The sequence below is a fragment of the Streptosporangium sp. NPDC000095 genome, from assembly GCF_042899335.1.
Taxonomy (GTDB): domain Bacteria; phylum Actinomycetota; class Actinomycetes; order Streptosporangiales; family Streptosporangiaceae; genus Streptosporangium.
Genome location: NZ_JBIAZS010000007.1, coordinates 30,627 through 54,676 on the forward strand (window position 1 = coordinate 30,627; position 24,050 = coordinate 54,676).

Sequence of the window (24,050 nt, forward strand, 5' to 3'; positions counted from 1 at the left end):
AGTCCACGATATCCAGGTGTTTCCTGATGTATAGGAAAACAAGCGTCCTTCGGCCATCCTTGGGGAGTGGGAACTACTACTACGCGTAGGTCAGACCTGTCTCTCCGCATCCCTCCGCTGCCCTGTCCCTTCCCCAGCGAGGTCAACCCCCATGTCGAGCGGGTCAACACCGAGACCCTCGACTGGCTGGTGGAAACGGGCATCCTGGAGGATCCCGAGACCGTCCAGCGCTACCGCCAGGCCAAGTACGGCTGGCTGGGAGCCCGCACGTATCCCTATGCCGAACACCACACGCTCCGCCTGGCGACCGACTGGTGCGTGTGGCTGTTCGCCTTCGACGACGCCTTCTGCGAGTCGGGCCGCGGCGCCGGTGAGATAAGCCGGGCCCTGCCCCGGCTGTTCACCGTCCTCGACGACCTTGAGGCCGGGCAGGAGGTGGACGACGTCTTCGCCAGGACGCTCCTGGAGATCAAGACCAGGATCTCCAGGTACGGCGACGACGACCAGCTCGACCGCTGGCGCGCCGTTACCAAGGACTACCTCTTCGCCCAGGTGTGGGAGGCCGCCAACCGCGAGGCCGACATCGTGCCGCAGGTGGACGACTACATCTTCATGCGACGGCGCACCGGCGCCATGCTCACCGTATTCGCCCTCATCGACATCGCCAGCGGATGCAGCCTCACCCCCGAGGAGTGGCGCCACCCCGATGTCAAGGCGATCACCGAGAGCGCCAACGACGTCGTCGTCTGGGACAACGACCTCATCTCGTACGCCAAGGAGAGCGACGGCGCCAACTCGCGCAACAACCTCGTGAGCGTGCTCGCCAGGCACCGGGGCTACTCGCGGCAGCAGGCGATGGAGGCGATCGGCGCCATGCGCAACCGGGCGATCGCCGACATGGTGGCACTGCGCCCCTCGCTGGAGGCGCTCGGTTCCGAGGCGGTGCTCGCCTACGTGCGCGGTCTGGAGTTCTGGATCAGCGGCAGCGTCGACTACTCGCTGACCAGCTCCCGGTACACGTCCGCCTGGCAGGCCGAGGCGCCCGAGCCCTCCGCCCGATGACTCACCCCCGAACGATCTGACCGTCCTCGTGGTCTCCGAGCGCGAGGACGATCAGCTCCTCCAGGTTCAGCTTCCTGCCCTGGGCGAAGGCCTTCTCGTGAGCCTCCTCGCCGAGGATGCGCCTGCACTCCTTGACACAGCGGTCGTGCTCGGAGTTGAAGAACGGGGAGCCCAGCTGCGGCATCCCGAAGGTCCGCCAGTTGGCCTGGCCGCCGCCCATCAGCCGGGCCGCGAGCTCCGCCTGCCCGTCTTCCAGCGCCTGCTTGGCCACCACCTCGATCGCGAGGCCGATCCCGAGCACGTCGTGGAAGTAACGCTTGAGTCGCAGCGCCTCGCGCGCGTTCGACATGGCCTCGGGGGAGCGGCCCATCACCTGGTACACGCTGGCGAGCGCGTAGATGGCGTACGAGCGCAGCCACAGCTCGCCGCGCTGGGTGCAGACCGCGATGCAGTCGCGCAGCAGCACCTCGGCCTCGGCCGGCTCGTTCTGGATGAGCAGCACCATGGACAGCTCGACGATCGAGGGCAGCAGGCCCGGGTTGAGCTCGCGGCCGCTCTTGTGGAACTCGATCGCCACGCCCAGCAGCGCGCTCGCCTTCTGCAGGTCGTTCTGCAGGAACGCGGCCGTGCCGAGCATCTTGGTGGCGAGGATGACCGCGCCGGAGTCCCCGACCCTGACGGCGTCGGAGCTGCACTGCTCCGCGGCCTCGATGGCGCCGGTGATGTTTCCCTGCGCGCTGTTGATGTAGGACAGCACCCACAGCGCCTTGCACCGGTCGGGGCTCGGCTGGCGCGCCAGCTCCAGGGTCTTCTCCAGATAAAGCCTGCCCTCGCGGGCCAGCCCGCAGGCCACCCACATGAACCACAGCGAGGACAGAAGCTTCAGCCCCGCCTGCACCTCGCCGGGAGTGCGCAGGCAGTGGTCGAGCGCGACGCGGATGTTGTCGTGCTCGTGGCGCATCCTGACGTACCAGTAGACCTGACGGGCGCCCGACCAGGCGTCCTCGCTCCGCTTGGCCAGCTGCAGGTAGTAGTCGCGGTGCCTCTCCCTGATCACGGCGCTCTCGCCGAGCTTGTCCAGCCACTCCTCGCCGTACTGCCGCAGGGTGTCGATCAGCCGGTAGCGGTGTCCGGAGGGCGTGCCGTCGCTCAGCAGGATCGACTTCTCCACCAGGCTGGAGATGAGCTCCATGATGTCCTCGGAGGGGAGGTTGTCGCCCGAGCAGACATAGCGGGCGGCGTCGAGCTCGAAGTCCCCCGCGAAGACCGAGAGCCGCGCCCACAGCAGCCGTTCGGCCGGCTCGCACAGTTCGTGGCTCCAGCCGATCGCGGCCCGCAGCGTCTGGTGCCTGGGCAGCGCGGTGCGGCTCGCCCCCGCGAGCAGGCTGAACCGGTCGGCGAGCAGACCGAGGATCTGCTCCACCGACAGGGCGCGCATCCGGACCGCGGCGAGCTCGATGGCGAGCGGTATGCCGTCGAGCCGGCGGCAGAGCTCGGCCACCGGGCCGATGTTGCCCTCGTCCAGCATGAAGTTGGGCACCACCGCGCTCGCCCGCGTGACGAAGAGCTGCACCGCCTCGTTGGTGAAGACGTCCTCGCCCGAGGAGTCGCCGGGAACGGTGAGCGGCGGGATGGTGACCGTGTGCTCACCCCTGCAGTTCAGCGACTGACGGCTGGTCGCCAGGATGGTGAGCCCGCGGGCGCTGCCGAGCAGGTCCTCGAAGAGGGTGCCGCACGCGTCGACCAGGTGCTCGCACGTGTCGATGATCAGAAGGATCTCGCGGTCGCCCAGCCACTCGACCAGCGTCTCGTCCGCCGAGCGGGCGGACTGGTCGGCGATCCCGAGGGCCGAGGTGATCGTGTGACGGACCATCCCCGGGTCCTGGAGGCGGGCCAGGTCGGCGAACCAGACGCCGTCCTTGAAGTCACCCCGCATCTGGTGGGCGATCCGCAGGGCGGTGCGGGACTTGCCGACGCCCCCGATGCCGGTCACCGTGACCAGGCGGTGCTCGCCCAGTCGCTGCCTGAGTGTGGTGAGCAACCTGGTGCGCCCCACGAAGCTGGTCAGCTCGTTGGGCAGATTGCCGTCTCGCCGCCATCCTGCTGGCGTTGTCATGGCGCCTCACGGGGGGATAGCCGGAACCTGCCACCGCATCGTACCGTCTGGGCCTTGGCCTGTCCCCGTACAGCGCGGGCGCGGGCCCTCTCCGGACGCGGGGCGCGGGCTTTCCCGAGAAGGGGAGCGCGGGCCGCGAGGGTGGCTAGCATGGGGCTCGTGACAGTGCCCGAGCCCGATGACCTGCGCCCCGTCGACCTCGCCGACGACGGGCTGCCGATCCTGCCCGACCAGACCGTCGACGACACCGATCTCGGCTGGAACGAGTGGCGTGAGGCCGACGACGACGCCCGTCTGATCGAGGACCGTCCTCCCCACTGGTGACCTTTCCCGCGAGCCGGTCCCCGCGGCCGAGCCCCTTCGCGGGGCTCTCGTCGCGGGGGCCGGCCGGGAGGGCTTCGCGCGGCGGGAGGTCCCGCGGAAGACGCCCCCGCGCGTTCCGCTAGGAGACGACGTCCTTGGCGCGGAAACGGCGGAAGGCGAACGCGATCAGGATGGCCGAGTAGGTGACGGAGACGGCCACCCCCTTGAGCATGCCGTCATACTCCGGCTGGGGGGCGAGGGCGTCCAGCCACGCGGTGTTCCAGAACGTCGGCAGAAACTCCCTGAGCCCGCCGAGCGCCTCGACCGCCTGCAGGATGTTGCTCACGATCACCAGACCGACCGCTCCGCCGACCGCTCCCAGCGGGGAGTCGGTGCTGACCGAGAGCAGGAAGGCCAGCGCCGCGACCACGAACTGGCTGACCAGGGCATAGCCGATCACCACCGCGAACCTGGGCAGCACGTCCAGGGCGGCGATCGTCTCACCGGTCCCCGGCACCCGGACGTCGTTCCACCCGAAGGCGAGGGTCCCGGCGAGCAGGGCCATCACCGGCAGGCAGATCACCGCCGCCGCCGAGTAGCCCATCGCGACGATCAGCTTCTGGCGCAGCAGGCGGTCGCGCGGGATCGGTGCGGCGAGCAGATAGCGCAGTGACGACCAGCCGGCCTCGCTCGCCACGGTGTCACCGCAGAACAGCGCGACCGCGACGACCAGCAGGAAGCTCGCCGACACCGACAGGGCGAACGCCGCGAAGTTCAGCCCGCCCTCGGTGGCCAGGTCGGAGATGCGCAGCGTGGTGGTGGGCTGCCCGGATCCGGCGCCGAGCTTGAAGGCGATCACCAGGATCCACGGCAGCGCGAGCAACAGGCCGAACATCACCAGCGTGCGGCGCCGCTTGAACTGCCTGACGATCTCCACGGAGAGCGGCAGGGTGCGCCCCGGCGCGTACCCGCGCGCCGAACCGTTCTCCGCGACGCCGTTCCGCGGGGTCCCCGCCCGCGCGGGGCCGTCGCCCGCCGGGCCGGTCATGGTGCCACGAGCACCGTCGGTGTCGCTCACGCCTTCTCTCCGATCAGGTCCAGGAAGACGTCTTCCAGCCGGGTGCCGGAGCCGTTGACCGGGGTGCGGCTGCTCAGCAGTTCGGCCACGGTCCCGGCCGTGACGAGACGCCCGCGGTGCATGACCACCACGTGGCTGCAGGTCTGCTCCACCTCCGAGAGCAGGTGGCTGGAGACGATGACCGTACGTCCCCCTCCGGCGTAGCGGATCAGGACCTCGCGCATCTCGCGGATCTGGGGCGGGTCGAGACCGTTGGTGGGTTCGTCCAGGACGAGCAGGTCGGGCAGGCCGAGCATGGCCTGTGCGATGGCGAGACGCTGGCGCATGCCCTGGGAGTAGGTGCGGACCGCGCGGTCCAGGGCGTTGCCGAGCCCGGCGATCTCCAGGGCCTCGGCGAACCGGGCGTCCTCGACGGGGCGGCCGGTCGCCTTCCAGTACAGCTCCAGGTTGTCGCGGCCGTTGAGGTGCGGCAGGAAACCCGGCCCCTCGACGAACGAGCCGAGCCTGGACAGGACCGGGGCGCCGGGCACCACCCGGTGGCCGAAGATCCGGATCTCGCCGCCGTCGGGCTTGATCAGGCCCATCAGCATGCGCAGGGTGGTGGTCTTGCCCGCCCCGTTGGGGCCGAGCAGGCCGAGCACCTGGCCGTGCTCGACGGTGAACGACAGGTCGTTCACCGCGAGCTCGCCGTTCCGGTACGCCTTGGTCAGGCCACCGATCCGCAGTGGCACGGAGTCGAGCTCGGGGTCGTGCTCGTCGGCGGCGCGGCGGCGTCCGGCGAGCAGCAGGACGGCCGCGACGACGAGGGAGAGCAGCGGCAGTGCCCAGATCCACCAGGCGGGGCCGGTCGAGGGGGTGCGCAGGGTGGCGTGGGTGGGGACGGTCACCTCCGGCGAGGCGAGGGCGACCGTGTGGACGGCCGGAGCCGCGGGGGTGCTGTAACCCAGGTCGGTGGTGGTGAACGCGACGCGCAGCCGGTGCCCGACGTCGAACCTGTGGTCGATGGCCGGCAGGGTCACCGTGGCCTCCCCCGAGCCGCCCTCGGGGATCGCGATCCTGATCGGGGCGACGAGCCCTTCCGGCAGGAGCGGTGCCTGGGTCGCGCCCGCGACGTCGTAGAGCTTGGCGAACAGCGTCACCTCGTCCGCCGCCCGCGCCTCACCGCTCCCGGTGCTGCTCTCAGTGTCGCTCTCCGGGCCGCTCCGAGTGCCGCTCTGTGGGCCGCCCTCCGCGACGTCACTGGCCGCGGGGGACCCGGAACGTTCGGGCGTCACCCGCACCCGTACGGTCGAGCTGCCGGTGACCTGGAGCGGGGCGGTGAGCGGGGCGGAGTCGAAGACGGCGCTCTGGCCCGCCATGTCGATCGACAGGTTCGCGGTGGCGGCGCCGCCGAGACCGCCGAAGCCGGGGACCGCGGAGATCGAGGCGGGGGAACCGCCCGGCGGGTTCGCGACCTGCTGCTCGGGGCCGCTGAGCGGCACGGAGGTCTGGCCGGTGCCGCTCAGCCCGGGGTAGCCGTCGGCGACGGCGTGCAACTGGACCGGGCGACGGGTGCCCGGGTCGCGCCCGCCGTCGCGGGTGACGGTGAAGGCGCCCTCCTGCCCGGCCGTCTCGCTCTCCTTCAGGTGGCGGTCGAACCAGGCGAGCGTCTTCTCGTGCAGCCAGTCGACCTCGCCGTTGCCGCCGTCGTGGCCGCCGTCGAACCAGGCGACCTCCACCGGGGCGCCGGTGGCGGCGATCGCCCTGGCGTTGGCGTCGGCCTGCCCCAGGGTGAACAGCGAGTCGCGCTGTCCCTGGAGCAGCAGCGTGGGGACCTTGATCCTGCTGGGTACCGAGATCGGGCTCGACCTGCGCAGTGTCTCCACCGCGTCCGCCGTCGCCCGTCCGCTTTCTGCCACCTTCTGGTACATGTCACAGATCTCCGGCAGGAACCGGCCGCACCGGACCTCCTCCGCGGTGAGCGGCCTGGGCTGGGCGGGCGGCGACCCGTTCCCGGCTTCCGCGTCCTCCTCGCCTTCCCCGGCTCCCGCGCCGGTCTGGCCGAGGGCGGCCAGACCGGCCGCGCCCGGGGTGGGACCGCCCCGGCTGAAGAACAGCCCGGCCCACATGCGCTTGAACACCCCGCTCTCCGGGCCCTGCCCGGTGGCGTTCGGGAACAGCGCGTCGGCCAGGTCGTACCAGGTGATCTGCGGGACGATCGCGTCGATCCTGGGGTCGTGGGCGGCGGCCATCAGGGAGATCGCCCCGCCGTAGGAGCCGCCCGCGATGCCCACCCGAGGGTCGCCCGCCGCGTCGAGCCGGACCTCGGGCCGCTTGGCGACCCAGTCGACCAGCTGGCGCACGTCCTTGACCTCGTAGTCGGGGGAGTTCAACGCGATCTGTCCCGAGGAGCGGCCGAAGCCGCGCGCCGACCAGGTCAGCACGGCGTAACCCTCCTGCGCCAGCCGTACGGCGGCGTCCCGCACGCTCAGCTTGCTGCCGCCGAACCCGTGCGCGAGCAGCACCGCAGGGGCCCTGCCGCCGCCGGCGGGAGGGAAGAAGCTCGTGTCCAGCGTGACCCGCTGGTCGTCCTCCGGCCCGTCGAGCACTGTGATCATCTGGTCCTGGGCCCGTACGCCGGGAGCGGACGGCCACACCAGCCAGGCCGCGGCGCCGACGACCAGCACGACGATCGCAGCGATCCCCGAGATGCGGATGGTCCGTTTTCCCCCACGTTGCATGACGAGAGCCTACTGATTGCAGCTGAAAGGCTCCTGAGACCGTTCTCAGGAGCGTTCCGGCAGTCATTCGCCGACCGGTTCGGTCGCCGGTCGTCGCGGCGGGGACGAACACGGGTGATCCACCCACGTGGAGCAGGGGAGGCGTCCCGATCCTCAGGGTTGTCCCCGATTGCGGACCGAGGTGAAGGAGCGGCATCATTTCGACGCGTGAAGCCAGTAGAGAGCCTTCGAAGAAGAGCCACTCCCGTGATCGAGTGGGCTCTGCCGTATTGGACGCGCGGGGAGGCCGGCAGGGAGACCCCGGAGGATCTGTTCAGGGTCCTCTACCTCGGGTGGCTGGTGGCTTTCTCGTTCAAGGTGCTCGGAGCGTCCTGGGACGTCTCCTGGCACTTCAAGTGGCTTCGCGACGACCTGGCGCCGCCGCACCTGCTCAACAGCGTCGGCACCGCTCTCGCCCTCGCTCTCACGATCATCCACATCTACACCGGCTACGGCGTGGACAAACTCGCGCAGCGTCTCATCGCCTGGGGCACGGGCATCTTCCTGGTCGCCGTCCCGCTGGACCTGATCAACCACCGGATCAACGGGCTCGACATCACCTCGTGGAGCCCGTCCCACCTCATGCTCTACATCGGCACGCTTTTCATGATCTGCGGCGTCATCCGGGGCTGGTTCGTGCGGGCGCTCCCGGGACGGACGCGCACGCTGGTCCTCGGCGGGCTCTTCGTGTTCCTCTTCGAGAACGTCTGGTTCCCGGCCCAGCACCAGGAGTACGGCGTGTACGCCATCTCGGCCTGGGACCGGGGGGCGCCCGAGGCCGAGCCGATCCTGATCAAGTTCGCCGCCGACCAGATCGGCCTGCCGGTGACCGACAGGGCCGTGGCGCTCCACTTCGCGCTGCCCGTGCCCGACCAGCTCTACCCGCTCTACGCGGCGATCGCCGCCGTCCTGGTGGCCGTCTACGCCCGCGCGATGATCGGCCGGATGTTCTCGGCCACCGCCGTGATCGGCGCCTACGTCGTCTTCCGTACGCTGATCTGGCCGCTCCTCGCCGCGGCCGACTTCCCGCGCTCGGCGATCCCGGTCTTCCTCATCGCCGGGGCGCTCGCCGTCGACCTGGCGTTCCTGATCAGGAATCCCGTGGTCAGGGCGCTGGTCGGATCCCTCGGCGCCACCCTCCTGATCGACCAGGCACTGCGCTTCCAGCACGCGATGTTCATGGCGCCGCCGCTGGTGCCCCCCGCGACCATGGTGATCGGGGGGGCGGGACTCGCGGTCCTGTGGCTGGCCGCGGAGTGGTCCTTCGGCCGCCACACGCTGCGGGCTCAGGACAGGGAGGCAGTGGTCAGCGCGACCGCGACCCCGTAGGCGAGCCCCATCACGGCGATCTCGGCGGCCGCCCACGCGACGACCGCCGTCGCCCGCCTCTCGGCGATGTGCGGCAGCAGGCGGAAGCGGATGTGGGCGGCGAACGGGATCAGCAGGGCCACGCACGCGACCTTGGCCAGCACCAGCAGGCCGTACTCACTGGTCAGGAGAGCCCCGGGGAGTTCCACCCCGGGGGTGAGGGCCATCGTGGCCAGGCCGTTCACCAAGCCGGAGGCACTGACCACGACGAGTGCGAGGGTCGCGAGCCTGGAGAACGCGGGCAGCACCCGCGCCAGCAGCTCCCGGTCCCCGGTGACCAGCAGGATGATCGTGAGCAGGCCGCCGGTCCACGCCGCCGAGCCCATCACGTGCAGCTCCATCGAGATCATGATGGGGTCGTGCCAGAGCGAGTCGACCGCGTGGCCGGTGACCGGGATCGGCAGCAGCCCGAAGAAGGCGATCACGATCCGCAGCTCGGCGGGGACCTTCTCGCCGTACCGCACGGCCAGCAGCCCGATCCCGGCGTAGGACAGCGCGCAGGCGGCGCTGAAGAGCATGCCCTGCCCGGCGCCGACGCTGTCGACGTACTCGGCGATCATGCCGGGGGTGGGGACCAGGCCGGGGTTCAGCTCGGCCGTCTGGAAGACGATCACGACCAGCGCCAGCAGTGCCCAGGCCCAGGCGAAGGTCACGGCCGTCGGCCGGGCCCGGCGCATCACCGGCTCCGTGCGGTCGGGGTCGTCGAACCCGAGCAGCTTCGGCAGCAGGCTGAGCCCGACCACCGCCACTGCGGCGAGGTCCAGCAGCACCCGCAGCACCGGCAGCCCGTACTCCACCAGCGGTCCGGGAATGGCGATCCCCGGCACCGCCTCCTGGCGGGAGAGCGCCGTCGCGGTCAGCACGGCCACCAGGGCTCCGGAGACGAGCCCGCCGACGACCAGCCTCCTGGCGGTGCCGGCCTCGGCGGCAGGCTCGGCGGTCAGGGTCATCCCGCGCCCCCCTGCTCCTTCGTGCGGCGCATCGCCACGACGGTGGCCCCGCCCAGCAGGACGATGGAGCCCGCGATCCACAGCACGGCCATCCCGGCACCGCCGTTCTGCGCGGCCTCGGCGGCCTGGGCGCCCAGATCGGGTTCCTGCGGCGCGGCGGCGGAGGCGACGGGGGCGGCCGGGGTGGCCGGGGTGGCGACGGCCGGATCGGCGGAGGACTGGGCGGACGCGCCGGGGCCGGGGGCGGTGAGGGTGAAGGTGATCTTGCTGGAGACCGGGTGGCCGTCGGAGGAGAGGATCCGGTAGCCCACCGCGTACTCCCCGGCGGAGCCGAGGGGTTTCACACCGACGCTCACCTTCGCCCTGTCGACGGTCGTCTTGCCCTCCTCCCAGCGCGTGCCGTCCGGGCCGATCACGCTGATCTGCGCGAAGCCCTGCCGGACGGGCTGGTCGAAGGTGAGTGTGATCTTCTCGGGACCGGTGGCCAGCTCGGTACCGTCCTTGGGGTCGCTGCTGATCAGCACGTTGTGGGCCTGTGCCGGGACGCCCGCGCCGAGCAGCGCGGCGGACGCGAGCAGCAGGACCGTGAGTAGCCGCCTCACCGGTCGTGGCCTTCCTTTGGGGTCGTCATGACGAATGACATGCTCCCACCCCGGCCTCCCGCCCGGGAATCGCGCTCGCGCGTCTCATCTCGTCCGTCCATCCGTGCCCGTGCCCCGGTGAGGGGGCCCGTGCGCCGGCGGACGGGCCGATTCCGGCGCTCCGGCCACCGAGGGGGAACGACGGGGGCGATGGGGGCCGGCGAGGGCTGACGGGAACCGTTGGAGGCGGACGGGACCGGCAGGGACCGATGGGGGCCGCGGGGGCCGATGGAGACGGGGAAGGCCCGGGAACATCCCGGCGGAGAGCAGGAGCCCGGCGGGACGGAGTCAATGACTAAGAGGATGACAAATTTTCAAAGAATGAAGAATAGGTCGATTTATCTGGTAAAAGCCCTGGAGAGATATTTTGTTTAGTTTTATCGGACTGTAAAACAACCGTGAAACCTTGACGAATTCGGCGCGTGATCCTTAGCCTCACTCCAAGCGACGCCACCGATTCGCCGCGCTCGTGCACGGCGAAGAAGTCGCCGTGCCCTCGCACGGTGTGAAGGCGTGACATGTGGTCGGGACACGTCACGCCGGGCGTTCGCGCATCTCGGTGTCGGAGCCGTATTCCGTGCCGCGCAAGTCCTCAACGCCATCGGATCCGCGCGTCCCCTCGGGGCCGGGCCGATCCGGTCGGTCGTCATGGGATCCCCCATTCGGGAGATGCCATTTTCCGCCGTAAGGGAACGCGCCCGGGTTCCCCTCCCGACAGTACGGAGGCGTCGTGACGCGCACCGGCCTCTCGCCGGACAAGAAGGCGGTATCCGCCCGCGCCGGTGTCGAATCAGGGCCTTTCCAATGGAACGCCCCGGCCAGGCGCGAGACGCCCGAGCGCATACCCGTCGTCGGCTCCCCGCCGGCGAAACGGCGGGGAGAAGTCATCACAGGGAGCCGCGGGGGTCGTTCGAGGCCGCCGCGACAGGCCGGACGGAAGGCGCCTGAAATGTCGATGTCGCTGGTAAATGGATGGAACAGGGCGTCCCACGAGGGCGTCGGCGAAGAGAACGGCCGGACCCGATGACGGCCGGCCTCGCGCGGCTGAGCGCGACGTCCGTGGAGTTCACCGGCGTACGGGGCGGTGAGGCGCCGTTCAGCTGGGGCCAGCTCGCCATCTGGCGGCTCACCCGGTGGCTGGACGACGACGACCCCTACTTCAACATGCCCTGGGTGCTGCCCGTCTACGGCAGACGCGACCTCGACACCGTCCTGCGGGCGCTGCGCGTGCTCGTCGAGCGGCACGAGACGCTGAGGACGACCTACGAGGAGACGCCCGGCGGGCTGGTCCAGCGCGTGGCACGCGAGGGCCGCTTCACCGTCGAGGTGTACGACGCGGAAGGCGCCAAACCGACCACCGCGGCGCGGGAGATCTCCACCAGGCTGGCGGCCACCGCGTTCGACTACGCGAGCGAGCTGCCGTTCCGATGCGCCGTCGTGACCGTCGACGGCCGCCCGAGGGCGATGGCCCTCACCCTGTCCCACCTGGCCGTGGACGGCGGGGCACTGGACGTGCTGGCGCGCGACTGGCGGGACCTGCTCGCCGGTGGCGAGCCGCCCGCGCCCGCCTGGCAGCCGATGGACCAGGCCGCCTTCGAGCGCGAAGGTCCTGGCGCCGCCCGAGGCGAGCGGACGCTGCGTCACTGGCGCGCGGTCCTGGAGAGGGCGCCGCTGAGCATGTTCGACTTCCCCCGTACGACGCCGGAGGAACCGAGGTTTGTCAAGGTCGGCATGGAGTCGGCCGCCACCGCGGCGGCGGCCGAGGTGCTGGCGGCGCGCTGGTCGATCAGCACGGCCAGCGTGCTGACCACGGCGAGCGCCGTGCTGCTGGGCACGCTCACCGGCCACGACGAGGTGGTCATGCAGCTCGTCGTGGCCAACCGGCACGATCCCCGGGTCGCGGCGATGGCGGGCAGCGCCGTGCAGGACGGGATCTTCGTCCTGGGCCTGTCGGGGGGCACGTTCGCCGACGCCGCCCGTGTCGGGCACCGGCAGGCGCTGACCGCCTACCGGAACGCGCAGTACCACCCGTACCGGATGATGGCGCTGCGCGAGGAGGTTGGCCGCGAGCGCGGCGGACCCGTCGACCTGTCGGCCTACTTCAACGACACGCGGACCGTCGGCCACTGGCCCCACCTGCCCGCGGTGGAGCCACCGGGCGACCCCGCCGCGATCGCCACGCTCACCGAGCGGACCAGGACCTTCCACGTCGGATCCTGGCCCGAGGTGGACGCCACGGCCCTGTTCGCCACCGGCACCGCCACCAACACCTGCGAGCTGTACCTGACGGCCGACACCGCCTACCTGCCGCGTCCCACGGCCTACGCGCTGCTGCGCGGGGTGGAGAGTCTGCTGGTCGCCTCGGTGGCCGGGGACGTCCCGCTCGGCGAGGTCGCCGGACTGTGCGGCATCGTCCCGGTCGAGCGACCCTCCGTCCACGGCCAGAACGGTTCCTCCGCCGGTTCACCGGGCGGCGGCGGGGCGCGGGCCGCCCAGGATCTCGGCGCGCAGGGTGTGCGGGAGGTGGCCGGTGGTCACGTCTGACCACCGGGCGGGGCCCGACGGCCGTGCCGCGCTGCTCGAACGACTGGCGCGCCTCCCCGAGGCGCAGCGCGCCGCGCTGCTGAGCAGGATGCGGGAACGGGACGGGGAAGGCGGCGGGCAGTGGCCGCTGTCGTTCGGGCAGGAGCGTCTGTGGTTCCTCGGCAGGTTCGACCCCGGCGACACCACCTACCACACCCCCTGGTGCGTGCGCCTGCGCGGTCCCGTCGACGCGGAGGCGATCGCCGCCGCCTTCACCCGGGTGGCCGAGCGGCACCACGTGCTGCGCACCCGGTTCCGGCTGGCCGGTGACCGTCCCGTCCAGGTCGTCGTACCGGCCCGGCCGGTACCGGTGGAGCGGGTGGACGTCACCGGCGATCCGGCTCCGGTCGTGGTGGATCTCATCAACAGGCCCTTCGACCTCGAACACGGCCCGCCGCTGCGCGTGGCGCTGCTGCGACTGGGCGAGCAGGACTTCCTGCTCTGCATCGTCCTGCACCACATCGTCGTCGACGGCTGGTCGCTCGACGTCCTGATGCGGGAGGTGGCCGAGTGCTACGCCGCGCACCGCGAGGGCAGGCCGCCAGGGCTGCCGGAGCTCCCGGCGCAGTACCCGCAGGTCGCCGAGGAGCAGAGGCGCCGCGCCGAGTCGGACGAGGACGCCTCAAGCCTCGGCCACTGGACGAGGACGCTCGCCGGGGCGCCCGCCCTCGACCTTCCCGCCGACCACCCCCGCCCGGCCCGCTGGAGCGGACGCGGAGGTCAGGAGAGCCTGCTCGTTCCCGAAGAGGCGATCGCCCGGCTGGAGAACGTCGCCAGGGGGATGCGCTGCACGCTCTTCATGGCGCTGCTCGCCGCCTACCAGGCGACCCTCGGGCTGGCCTCCGGGCGAGAGGACCTGTGCGTCGGGGTACCGGTCGCGGGAAGGGACCGGCCGGAGATCGAGCCGCTGATCGGCTACTTCGCCACCACGCTCGTGCTCCGCGCCGACCTGTCCGGCGATCCCACCTTCCGCGAGCTGCTCAAACGCACCCGCACCGCGCTCTTCGGGGGACTGCGGCACGCCGGCACACCGTTCGAACGGATCCTCGGCGCGCTGCGCCTGCCCCGCGACCTGAGCAGGCCGCCGCTCTTCCAGGCCATGTTCAACCTGCACAACCTGCCCAAGGGGGACCTGCTGCGGAGCACGATGGGTGATTTGTCGGTCGAGGTCTATCCCGCCCCCGCGGCGGGGCGCACCAAGGCCGAGGTGTCCGTGGACGCCTGGCGGGGCCCCGAAGGTCTCGGCGGCGTCCTCGACTACAGCAGCGACCTGTTCTCCGCCGGAACCGCTCGGCGCCTCATCCGGACCTTCACCGACGTGGTGGAGCGCGCCGGAGCCGACCCGGACCTCCGGCTGTCCGACCTGAGAGGTGTACAACCGTGGTGACGACCCTGGAACCGGCGCGTGAACCGCTGGAGACGACGCCCGACGCGGTGGCGGTGAGCGGACCCGGAGGCACGCTGACCTACCGGGAGCTGTACCGGCGGGTCGACGACCTCGCCGCGACACTCCGCGAGCAGGGGGTGGGCCCCGAGGTTCCGGTCGGACTGTGCATGGAACGCACCACGGGGATGGTCGTCGCGGTCCTGGCGGTCTGGGCCGCCGGCGGCGCGTACGTCCCGCTCGATCCCGCCTTCCCCGAGGAGAGGCTGCGGCTCATGCGCGAGGACGCCGGGATCGAGCTGGTGCTGACCCAGTCCGGGGTGGACCGGCGCCTGCTCGCGGACGTCCCCAGGACGCTTCTCCTCACCCCCGACGGCACCCCCGACGGCGCCGTTTCCCCGCCGTCCCGGTTCACTCCCGACGATGCCGTCTCCTCGGCGTCCCGGCTCGCCCTCGATGGCACGGTCCCACCGCTCCCCGCGCTCGTTCCCGACGGTGCCGCACTCCCCGGGCCGGGCGGGAGCGACTCGCAGCCGCTCCCGCCCGCCCTCGGAGGCGACACCGCCCCGGCCCGCCGCCGCGACATTCCAGGAGGGCCGGGAAGCGGTCTGGCGTACGTGATCTACACCTCGGGCTCCACCGGGCGGCCCAAGGGCGTGGAGGTGCCGCGCCGCGCGGTGGAGAACCTCCTCGGGGCGTTCTCCGGCAGGCTGGGACTCACCCCGGAAGACCGCTGGCTCGCCGTGACCACCCTGTCGTTCGACATCTCCGTGCTGGAACTGCTGCTGCCCCTGGCGTGCGGGGCGCGGATCGTCGTGGCCTCGGCGCGGGAGGCCGCCGACGGCGCGGCGCTGCGGGCGCTGGCGGTCGCGGAGGGGATCACGGTCCTGCAGGCCACCCCGGCGACCTGGCGCATCCTGCTGGAGGCGGGCGGCGTACCGGAGACGATCCGCACCCGGCTCTGCGGGGGAGAGGCGCTGCCGCGCGACCTCGCCGACGCGCTCCTCGCCCCGGGGACGAGCCTGTGGAACGTGTACGGGCCGACCGAGACGACCGTGTGGTCCACCGCCGGGACCGTCGCGCCCTCCCCCACGGGGATCGGCCTGGGAGAGCCGATCTCCGAGACGTCCCTGTACGTCCTCGACGACGGCGGCCTGCCGGTCACGGACGGTGCGGCGGGGGAACTGCACATCGGCGGGGACGGGGTGGCCCGCGGCTACCGGGGCATGCCCGCGCTGACCGCCACCCGCTTCCTGCCCGACCCCTTCACGAGCCGTCCGGGAGCGCGCATGTACGCGACCGGCGACCTCGTCAGGCGCGCCCCGGACGGCCGCCTCGAATACCTGGGCCGCGCCGACAGACAGGTCAAGATCCGCGGGTTCCGCATCGAGCTGGACGAGATCGAGACCGTCCTGCGCTCGGCCGACCAGGTTCGCCAGGCCGCCGTCGGCGCCTGCGAGGGACCCGACGGCCTGCCCGCTCTGGTGGCGTACGTGGTCCCCGCGGCGGGGTCGGCGACGGCGGGGCTGTGGGAGGCGCTGCGCGAAAGGCTCAGGTCGAGCCTGCCCGACTACATGGTTCCGGCGCAGCTCGTCACGCTCGACGCCCTGCCGCTCACCCCCAACGGCAAACTCGACCGCGCGGCCCTGCCGGTACCCGTCGGCGCGCCGGTGAGGACGGTCCCCTACCGGCCGCCGTCGACGGCGGCGGAGGACGAGCTCGCCGCCATCTGGGCGGAGGTGCTGGGAATCGACGAGCCGATCGGGGTCGACGACGACTTCTTCGAGCTGGGCGGCCACTCGCTGATGGCCGCCCAGATCGTCGCGAGGGTCCAGGCGCGCTTCGGCGCCGCCGTGCCGCTCCCGGCCCTCTTCGAGGACCCGACCGTCGCGGGGCTCGCCAGGCGGCTGGACCGTCTGGACGACGACCTGGACCTCGCCGAGGTCGCCGCGCTGCGCGAGCGGCTCGACGGCCTCGACGCCGAGGAACTCGCGGCGATCTTCGACGAACTGGCGCCGGGCGCATGAGGGCGCCCCTGTCCCCGGCGCAGGAGCGGCTCTGGCTCCTGCAGCGCCTCGACCCGGGCAACGCCTCCTACAACGTGTATCTCGTCCGTCTGCTCGGCGGCACCCTCGTCCCGGCCGCGCTGACCCGGGCGTTCACCGACCTGCTGGCCCGCCACGAGAGCCTGCGCACCAGGTTCGCCGAGGAGGAGGGCGTGCCCTGGGCCGTGGTGGAGGAGGCGTCGGCACCCCGGATCGAATGGCTGGACTCCGGCGGCCGCGAGGAGGCGGAACGCCTGGTCACCGAGCGGGCCAACACGCCGTTCGACCTGGAGGCGGCACCGCCGCTGCGCGTCGCGGTGATCCGGGTCGCCGAGGACGAGCACGTGCTCTGCCTCACCATGCACCACATCATCGCGGACGGCTGGTCACTCAACGTCATCCTCGACGACCTGGCCGACTGCTACGCCGCCCGCCTGTCGGGGGAGGAGCCCCGGCTGCGCCCGCTGCCCGTCCAGGCGGGCGACTACGCGCGATGGCACCGGCGCAGGGCCGAGCGGGCCGTGCCGTACTGGCGGGAGAAACTCGCGGAACCGCCACCGGCCGAGCTGCCGTTCCGCCGCCAGGGGAAGGCGAGCGGGCAGGGGGAGGTCCAGCGCGTCCTGCTGCCCCCCGCCACCGCGCGGCGGCTGGAGCGGCTCGCCGCCGAGCACCGCACCACCCTGTTCACGGTGCTCGTCGCCGCCTACCAGACGATGCTGCTGCGGCACACCGGGCAGAGCGACCTCCTGGTCGGCACCGTCGTCGCCGGCCGCGACCGCGTCGAGCTGGAGCCGATGGTCGGCTACGTCTCCCAGACGGTGATCCTCCGCGGTGACCTGTCGGGCGACCCGCCGTTCACCGGACTGATCGGCCGTACCCGCGGCGAGGTCTTCGGCGCGCTGGGCAACCCCGCGGTCCCCTTCGAGCAGCTCAGCCATCCCGCCGAGTCGCTGCTGCCCTCCATGCTCATCCTGCATACCCAGGACGCCAACCCGCGCAGGACGTTCGGCGACCTGAAGGTGGCCGACCTCGACGCCGGATTCCACCAGGCCAAGGTGGACCTCCTCGTCGAGGCGTGGTCCGGTGAGAACGGGCTCGACCTGTCCTTCTGCCACGACACGGGCCTGTTCGAGACCGGAGAGGTCGGCCGGCTGGCCGCGAGGTTCGCCCTCCTCCTCGAATCCGTCGCGGCCGCCCCCGGCACCCCGCTCTCCACCCTGCGGATCTGGACCGACGCCGACCACGCCGAGATCCGCGCCCTGTCCGCCGGGCCGGTCCCGGACATCGACCGTGCGGCGAACACCGGTCCCGTCTCGACCGTCTCGGACCCCGTCTCGGGTTCCGTCTCGACCGTCTCGACCGTCTCGGGTTCCGTCTCGGGTTCCGTCTCGGGTTCCGCCTCGGAGGCCGGTCTGGTTCCCGGGATGATCCTGGAGGCCGCGCGGCGGGCACCGGACGCCGTCGCCGTGGTCTGCGGGAAACAGAGCGTCACCTACGGCGAGCTGCTCGCCCGCGCGGGCGCGCTCGCCGAGGTCCTGCGCGAGGGCGGCGTGCGGCGGGGGGGCGTCGTCGGGGTCTGCCTGCCCCGCTCGGTCGACGCGATCACCGCGCTGCTCGCCGTCTGGTGGGCCGGGGCCGCCTACCTGCCGTTCGACCCGGAGGTCCCCGACGAGCGGCTGGCCTTCTCGATGGCGGACAGCTCGGCCACCCACCTGATCACCCTGCGCGAACCGCCACCGGGCCGCGTCGCCGTCGCCCCCACGACCTCTCCGAGCCATGGAGGCTCCGGGAAGGTCGTCGACCTCCCCGCGCCGTGGGACGCCGCGTACGTCATCACCACCTCCGGATCCACCGGCGTGCCCAAGGGGGTGCTGGTGGAGCACGGCGCGGTGGCCGCGCGGGTGCGCTGGATGCGCGAGGACTACCGCCTCACCCCGGCCGACCGGGTCGTCCAGTTCGCCTCGCTCGGCTTCGACGCCCACGTCGAGGAGGTCTTCCCCACGCTGGCGGCGGGAGCCACGCTGGTGCTCCTGCCGGAAGGCGCGGTGTCGCTGCCCGCCCTGCTCGCCTCCCCCGAGGGAGCGGCGGTCACCGTACTCGACCTGCCGACCGCCTACTGGCACTCGCTGACCGAGGACCCGAGGGAGACCGCGTGGCCGTCCTCGCTCCGCCTGGTTATCCTCGGTGGCGAGCAGGTCTCGGCGGCGGCGGTGGAGCGCTGGCGGGGTCTGCTCGGCGACCGTGTCCGGCTGGTCAACACCTACGGCCCGACCGAGGCGACGGTGATCGCCACCGCCGCCGACCTGGGGGCGGGGGACGTCGCGGGACGCCCTCCGATCGGCCGCCCGATCGGCGGGACCGTCGTCCACGTGCTCGACGGCAGGGGAGACCCCCTTCCGCCCGGCGCGACCGGGGAACTGGTCATCGGCGGAGCCGGAGTGGCCCGGGGCTACCTCGGCAGGCCGGCGCTCACCGCCGCCGCCTTCGTCCCCGACCCGTACGGCGCCCCGGGAGCGCGCCGCTACCGAAGCGGCGACCGGGCGCGCTGGCGCTCCGACGGGCGGCTGGAGTTCCTCGGGCGGCTGGACGCCCAGCTGAAGATCAGGGGGTTCCGGATCGAGCCGGGCGAGGTGGAGAGCCGCCTGCTCGCCCACCCCGGGGTGCGGCAGGCCTTCGTCACCGGCAGGGGGGAGGAGCTCGTCGCGTACGTCACGGGCACCGCGGGCCCGGCCGCCCTCAGGGAGCACCTGGAGCGGTCGCTCCCGCGGCAGCTCGTCCCCACGGCATGGGTGACGCTGGACGCGCTTCCCCTCACCTCGGGCGGCAAGGTCGACGCCGCCGCGCTCCCCGAACCGTCCGCCGCCCTCCCCGCCACGCGCCGCGTCGCGCCGCGTACGGACGCGGAGAGGCTGGTCGCCGAGATCTGGGAGGAACTGCTCGGCACGGGGCCGGTCGGCGTCCTCGACGACTTCTTCGCGCTGGGCGGGCACTCCCTGCTGGCGACCCGGGTGGGGGCGCGGATCAGGCGGGACACCGGGGTCGAGGTCCCGATCCGGACGATCTTCGCCAAGAGTACCGTCGCCTCCCTCGCCGAGGCGCTGGAGGAACTGCTGATCGAGGAACTGGACGCCCTGACCGAGGAGGAGGCGCTGGAGTTGCTCACGGGCACCGACCGTTCCTGAGCCCTTCTCCGGGTGCTCCGCTTCTTCGCCCCGGTTCCTCCGTGGGGACGCCTCCCGGCCTCTCCGGCTTTCCGCCACCGGGAGGCCGTCACCCAGTGCCACCGGGAGGCGTTGAGCCTCAGGACGGCGATCCGTTTCGCGGAGATATCGATCTGTGAGGATGTCGAGACGGGAAACGCTGGACCGTGTAGGCGCCGAGCCGTGAGGATGTCGAACCACGAAGATGCCGAGGCCCACGAAGAGCCGAGCCGCGGAGATGCGAGGTTCCATGAGCGTCGCCCAGCCTGTCCCCGACCCGCGGGCGGCGCTCGCCGAACCGACCCGCAGGGTGGGGCCCTGGTGGGTGGCCGGCATCTCGCTCGCCAACCTCGCGCTCTGGATGGCCTACTTCGGGCCGCTCCAGGTGCTGTTGCCCTCGCAGGTGGCGGCGATCGACCCGGCGGGCAAGGAAGGGTCGCTGGCACTGGTGACCGGGGTGGGGGCCGCCGTCGCGATGCTGTTCAACCCCGTCGCCGGAGCGCTGTCGGATCGTACGGCGGGGCGTTTCGGGCGCAGGCATCCGTGGTCGCTGGGCGGGGCGCTGGCCGGTGCGGGGGCGCTGGTCCTGCTGGCGGGCCAGGGCTCGATCCTCGGTGTGACGGCCGGTTGGTGTCTCGCGCAGGCCGGGCTCAACGCGATGCAGGCCGCGCTCGGTGCCGGGGTGCCCGACCACGTACCGGTCGGTCAGCGAGGTGAGGTCTCGGGCTGGATCGGGATTCCCCAGTCGCTCGGGGTGGTGTTCGCCGTGGTCCTGGTCACCATGGTCGCCACCACCACCGAATCCGGATATTTCTTGATAGCGGCGCTGATCCCGCTCTGCGTGCTCCCCTTCGTCCTCACCACCCCCGACCCCCGCCTGACGGACAGGCCGCCCTTCGACCTCGGAGCCTTCCTGAAGGGGTTCTGGATCAGCCCTCGCACCCACCCCGACTTCTTCTGGGCCTGGCTGACCCGCTTCCTGATGCAGCTGGGCAACGCCGTCGCCACGCTCTACCTGCTGTACTTCCTCGCCGACGCGGTCGGCTACGAGAGGCTCTTCCCCGGTGAGAAGGCCGAGGACGGTCTGCTCGTGCTGATCCTGATCTACACCGTGGCCGTCGTGCTCACCACCGTCGTCGCGGGCGTCGTCTCCGACAGGCTCGGCCGCCGCAGGGCGCTCGTCACGATCTCCGGCCTGATCAGCGTCATCCCCGCGGTGATGCTCGCCTTCTGGCCGCACTGGCAGGTCGCGACGGTCGGCGCCGCGATCATGGGGATCGGCTTCGGCATCTACCTCTCGGTCGACAACGCCCTCGTCACCCAGGTCCTGCCCGCCGCCGAGGGACGTGCCAAGGACCTCGGCGTCATCAACATCGCCAACTCCGGCCCCCAGGTGCTCGGCCCCGCCATCGCCGGTCCGATCGTGGCAGGTCTCGGCGGTTATCCCGTCCTCTACATGACCTCGGCGGCCCTCGTCCTCCTCGGCGCCGTCCTCGTCTGGAAGATCCGCTCGGTCCGCTGAGCGCCGGGCCGCCGTCGGCCCCCCGTCGGAAGGGCACCCACTGAGCGCTGTGCCCCCGTCGGCTCCCGTCGGCCCCGGCGGAAAGACAAGTGGAGGTATGAGGCCCCTCGCGCCGGTGTTGCGTCTTTCACTCAGCGTTGTATCCGTGTCACCCCCGACCCTTTCGGTGACCATTTGGTCGCCGAGGGTGATGCGACCCTTCGGATATGGCAGTGGTAACCCCCCGGCCCGTTCTGGGAATCGTGCTTCTGATCTTCGTCAGCGCCGCATGGGGGTCGGCTTTCCCGCTGATGAAGGATCTCATCGTCCGCGTGCCGGTGGCGGACCTTCTCGCCGAGCGGTACGGCATCGCCACCCTCGTGCTGCTCGCGCTGCGCCCGAGAAGCCTTCGAGGGCTCTCGGAGAACACCTGGCTCACCGGCATCCTGCTCGGCCTGCTGTTCGGCGTGGCCCAGACGGCCCAGGCGGTCTCACTGCACGATCTGCCCTCGTCGGTCTCGGGGTTCACGGTCGGCTCGTACGTGGTGATCACCCCTGTTCTCGGACTGTTCCTGCTCGGAGCCAGGACGTCGGCCCGCGTCTGGGCCTCGGTGGCGCTGGCCACGGCCGCGATGACCGCGTTCGCCCTGATGAGGGAGGCGGAGGGGGACATCGCCCTGCCCGCGCTGGTCGCCACCCTGTTGGCGGCGGTCCTGTACGCGGTCCATACGCTGCTGCTCGGCAACTCCGCCGAGGCGCGGCAGAACGCCTACGCGGTCACGGTGATCCAGCTCGGCACCATCGCCGCCATGACGGGTGCCCTCGCCACGCCGGACGGTCTCACCCTGCCCTCGACGCCGGGCGACTGGGTGATCCTCGGCCACCTGTCGATCGTGGCCTGCGCCCTGGGTTTCCTGGCCCGATCCTGGGGCCAGGTCCACGTCTCGCCGGTGTCCGCCGCGGTGATCCTGTCGACCCAGCCGCTCTGGGTGACCGCCCTCGCCGTGGCGCTGCACGGGGAACCGCTCACCGTGGGCGTCTACCTCGGCGGCGGGCTGATCGCCCTCGCCATGCTCCTGGTCGTGTCGCCCGGGGGACTGTTCAACTCAGCTCGGCGGGGGAGAGGCCCAGTTCCGCCGCCGTGGCCGTCCGGATGAACTCGGTCATCCGCGCCCGCGAGAGCACCCGCCGGTGCACCGTCACCTGCGTGGAAAGGCCGTCGATGAGAGACATGACCCGCCAGGTCGTGCCCTCGGGGTCCGCACAGGTGAAGACCTCCGCCGCGACGCCGTCGTCGATGATCGCGCGGAGCGCCTCCTTCCAGCGCATGTCGATCCTGCGGGACGTCTCCTCAAGCTCGGTGTTGCGTATCGACTCGGCCCAGGCGTCGATCCACAGGGCCCACGACTTGGATTTCCCGCTGGGCGGATAGAACCTGAGCAGAGCCCGCAGCCGGTCGAGGGGAGAGCCGCCGGACTCCTCCACCTTGGTGAGCGCGTCCAGGTCGAGCTGGGCGGCGTAGGAGAAGGCCTGGGCGAAGAGCTTCTCCTTGGTCTCGAAATGGTAGAAGAGCAGCGCCTGGCTGACGCCGGCCGCCTGGGCGATGTCGGCGGTGCGCGTGTGACCGAAGCCCCGGGCCGCGATCACATCGCAGGCGGTCCGGAGCAGATCTTCGCGACGTAATCGCCCAAATCCCCTTGCCACAAGGGAACACTAGCGCGTCAGGAAGCGCCGTCCGGGCCGGGGTGCGGCCGGGGTACAGAGGTATGCACAGGACGAATCGGGCACCCCACGCGCTGTCACCTACCCGTGGGTAGGAACGCTACGGACGGTGAGGAGCCGAGACTCAACGAGGGATTCCGTCGCACCGCGCCCCGTCGCCCGGGCACCGGCCGGGCTCGCTCAGGCGGGCCTGCCCAGTTCGGCGCGGAACAGGCGGTGTACGTTGCCGCCGATGATCTTCGTGATCTCCTCGTCGGCGAAGCCGTGCTTGAGCAGGGCGTCGGTGACCAGGGGCAGCCCACTCGGCCCCGACAGCCCCGGCAGGGCCGCGAAGGGATCGACGTCGTAGTCCATCTCACAGCACGGGGGAGTCACATCCTGCAGCACCTCACGCACGAAATCGGGGCCCAGGCCGACGTGGTCGATACCGCCGACACCCGCGACGTGCGCGAGGTGGTCCACCAGCCGATCCACGGTGTACTCGGCCGGATCCTCGGACAAGAAGGCGGCCACGAAGTTCACGCACACCACCCCGCCGGTCGCGGCGACGGCCCGGATCTGCTCGTCGGTGAGATTACGGTGATGCTCGCGCAACGCGCGGGCCGAGGAGTGGGTGGCCATCACCGGCCTGCTCGCCAACTCCAGCACATGCTCCACCCCCGAGGCACTCAGGTGGGAGATATCGAAGATCACCCCGAGGCGTTCCATCTCCCGCAGCGCCTGGATCCCGGCGCCGGTGAGCCTGCCGCCGGTGGCGTCCTCGCCGCTGCCGTCGGCCAGCGCGGTGCGGCCCCAGTGCGCGATCGAGGCGATCCGCACACCCAGCCGGTGCACGGTGGGCAGCAGCTCGACCGAGGCGTCCAGGCCCGGCATGCTCTCCATCGCCAGGACCAGAGCGATCTTGCCCTCGGCGAGGGCCTGGTCGATCTGCGCACCGTCCAGGCACAGCCGGACGGACTCGGCGTTGCCCTCGGCCAGCACGTGCGCACACTCGATCATGCGCAACGTCTGGCGCAACGCCCCCTCGGGACGGTACTGCTCGTCGACGAACACCGGCAGCACCTGGAGGTTCACCCCTCCCTCACGCAACTGCGGCAGCCAACGCTCCCGGAAGAACGACGCCCAGCGGCGAGGCGGACGAGCGGCGACCGCCATCAGCAGATCGTTGTGGGTATCGGCGACCACGGAGTCGCGGTGGAGGTCGGCGGACACGGGCGGGCCCTTCTGCGCGGACGGCTCTGGTTCGCCACGACGCTATCGGCCCGCCGGGCCTTCGCGTACTCGCCTGCGCGGAGTGGGTGTCCCGCTGGACGAGGAGGGCGCCCGCGAACTCTTCGC

At 71.7% G+C, this 24,050-nt stretch carries 16 protein-coding genes; 9 read left to right on the plus strand and 7 right to left on the minus strand.

What is annotated here, in order from left to right:
- Window positions 1-66: 66 nt before the first annotated feature.
- Window positions 67-1,062, plus strand: coding sequence for a 4-epi-cubebol synthase (locus ACFY3V_RS17420; RefSeq protein ID WP_389774322.1), 996 nt, complete (start codon window positions 67-69; stop codon window positions 1,060-1,062).
- Between the two features lies 1 nt (window position 1,063).
- Here ACFY3V_RS17420 and ACFY3V_RS17425 read toward each other — a convergent pair whose 3' ends face one another.
- Entirely contained in the window at window positions 1,064-3,178 is a 2,115-nt protein-coding gene (locus ACFY3V_RS17425) for an ATP-binding protein (protein ID WP_389774324.1), read from the minus strand.
- Window positions 3,179-3,337: 159 nt separating this feature from the next.
- Here ACFY3V_RS17425 and ACFY3V_RS17430 point away from each other — a divergent pair, with 159 nt between their 5' ends.
- Window positions 3,338-3,502 (plus strand): hypothetical protein, encoded by a 165-nt coding sequence (locus ACFY3V_RS17430; RefSeq protein ID WP_350949594.1) that lies wholly within the window; start codon window positions 3,338-3,340, stop codon window positions 3,500-3,502.
- A gap of 118 nt (window positions 3,503-3,620) precedes the next feature.
- On the opposite strand, the gene ACFY3V_RS17435 is transcribed toward ACFY3V_RS17430, so the two are convergent.
- On the minus strand, window positions 3,621-4,559 hold the full coding sequence (locus ACFY3V_RS17435; RefSeq protein WP_350949565.1) for an ABC transporter permease subunit: 939 nt from the start codon (window positions 4,557-4,559) through the stop codon (window positions 3,621-3,623).
- Window positions 4,556-7,279, minus strand: a complete 2,724-nt coding sequence (locus tag ACFY3V_RS17440; protein WP_389774326.1) for a CocE/NonD family hydrolase — start codon at window positions 7,277-7,279, stop codon at window positions 4,556-4,558. Before ACFY3V_RS17440 ends, ACFY3V_RS17435 begins: the two co-directional genes overlap by 4 nt.
- A gap of 246 nt (window positions 7,280-7,525) precedes the next feature.
- Here ACFY3V_RS17440 and ACFY3V_RS17445 point away from each other — a divergent pair, with 246 nt between their 5' ends.
- Window positions 7,526-8,647 carry a hypothetical protein gene (locus tag ACFY3V_RS17445; RefSeq protein WP_389774328.1) on the plus strand — a complete coding sequence of 374 codons (1,122 nt, stop codon included), beginning with the start codon at window positions 7,526-7,528 and terminating at the stop codon, window positions 8,645-8,647.
- Here the strand turns inward: ACFY3V_RS17445 and ACFY3V_RS17450 are convergent.
- Both ACFY3V_RS17450 and ACFY3V_RS17455 read right to left on the minus strand, forming a co-directional pair.
- The gene (locus tag ACFY3V_RS17450; RefSeq protein ID WP_362906611.1) at window positions 8,605-9,636 is read right to left on the minus strand and encodes a CopD family protein; all 1,032 of its coding nucleotides are present in this window, start codon (window positions 9,634-9,636) and stop codon (window positions 8,605-8,607) included. The genes ACFY3V_RS17445 and ACFY3V_RS17450 overlap by 43 nt on opposite strands.
- A complete protein-coding gene (locus tag ACFY3V_RS17455; protein ID WP_389774331.1) occupies window positions 9,633-10,238 on the minus strand; it encodes a copper resistance protein CopC in 606 nt (201 codons plus the stop codon). Before ACFY3V_RS17455 ends, ACFY3V_RS17450 begins: the two co-directional genes overlap by 4 nt.
- A 1,062-nt stretch (window positions 10,239-11,300) precedes the next feature.
- Between ACFY3V_RS17455 and ACFY3V_RS17460 the strand changes: the two genes are divergently transcribed.
- From ACFY3V_RS17460 to ACFY3V_RS17485, 6 genes are all read left to right on the plus strand, one after another.
- Window positions 11,301-12,821, plus strand: coding sequence for a condensation domain-containing protein (locus ACFY3V_RS17460; RefSeq protein ID WP_389774334.1), 1,521 nt, complete (start codon window positions 11,301-11,303; stop codon window positions 12,819-12,821).
- The gene (locus ACFY3V_RS17465) at window positions 12,808-14,247 is read left to right on the plus strand and encodes a condensation domain-containing protein (RefSeq protein WP_389774337.1); all 1,440 of its coding nucleotides are present in this window, start codon (window positions 12,808-12,810) and stop codon (window positions 14,245-14,247) included. Before ACFY3V_RS17460 ends, ACFY3V_RS17465 begins: the two co-directional genes overlap by 14 nt.
- Window positions 14,241-16,271 (plus strand): amino acid adenylation domain-containing protein, encoded by a 2,031-nt coding sequence (locus tag ACFY3V_RS17470; RefSeq protein ID WP_389774340.1) that lies wholly within the window; start codon window positions 14,241-14,243, stop codon window positions 16,269-16,271. The genes ACFY3V_RS17465 and ACFY3V_RS17470 overlap by 7 nt, the downstream gene beginning before the upstream one ends.
- Entirely contained in the window at window positions 16,268-19,471 is a 3,204-nt protein-coding gene (locus tag ACFY3V_RS17475) for an amino acid adenylation domain-containing protein (protein ID WP_389774342.1), read from the plus strand. The genes ACFY3V_RS17470 and ACFY3V_RS17475 overlap by 4 nt, the downstream gene beginning before the upstream one ends.
- 268 nt (window positions 19,472-19,739) lie before the next feature.
- On the plus strand, window positions 19,740-21,011 hold the full coding sequence (locus ACFY3V_RS17480) for an MFS transporter (RefSeq protein WP_389774344.1): 1,272 nt from the start codon (window positions 19,740-19,742) through the stop codon (window positions 21,009-21,011).
- 206 nt (window positions 21,012-21,217) lie between these two features.
- Window positions 21,218-22,147, plus strand: a complete 930-nt coding sequence (locus ACFY3V_RS17485; protein ID WP_362906624.1) for a DMT family transporter — start codon at window positions 21,218-21,220, stop codon at window positions 22,145-22,147.
- Here the strand turns inward: ACFY3V_RS17485 and ACFY3V_RS17490 are convergent.
- Window positions 22,092-22,694 (minus strand): TetR/AcrR family transcriptional regulator, encoded by a 603-nt coding sequence (locus tag ACFY3V_RS17490; protein ID WP_350949553.1) that lies wholly within the window; start codon window positions 22,692-22,694, stop codon window positions 22,092-22,094. The genes ACFY3V_RS17485 and ACFY3V_RS17490 overlap by 56 nt on opposite strands.
- Before the next feature lie 198 nt (window positions 22,695-22,892).
- Complete coding sequence (locus ACFY3V_RS17495) at window positions 22,893-23,924, minus strand: dipeptidase (protein WP_362906627.1); 1,032 nt, start codon at window positions 23,922-23,924, stop codon at window positions 22,893-22,895.
- Window positions 23,925-24,050: the final 126 nt, after the last annotated feature.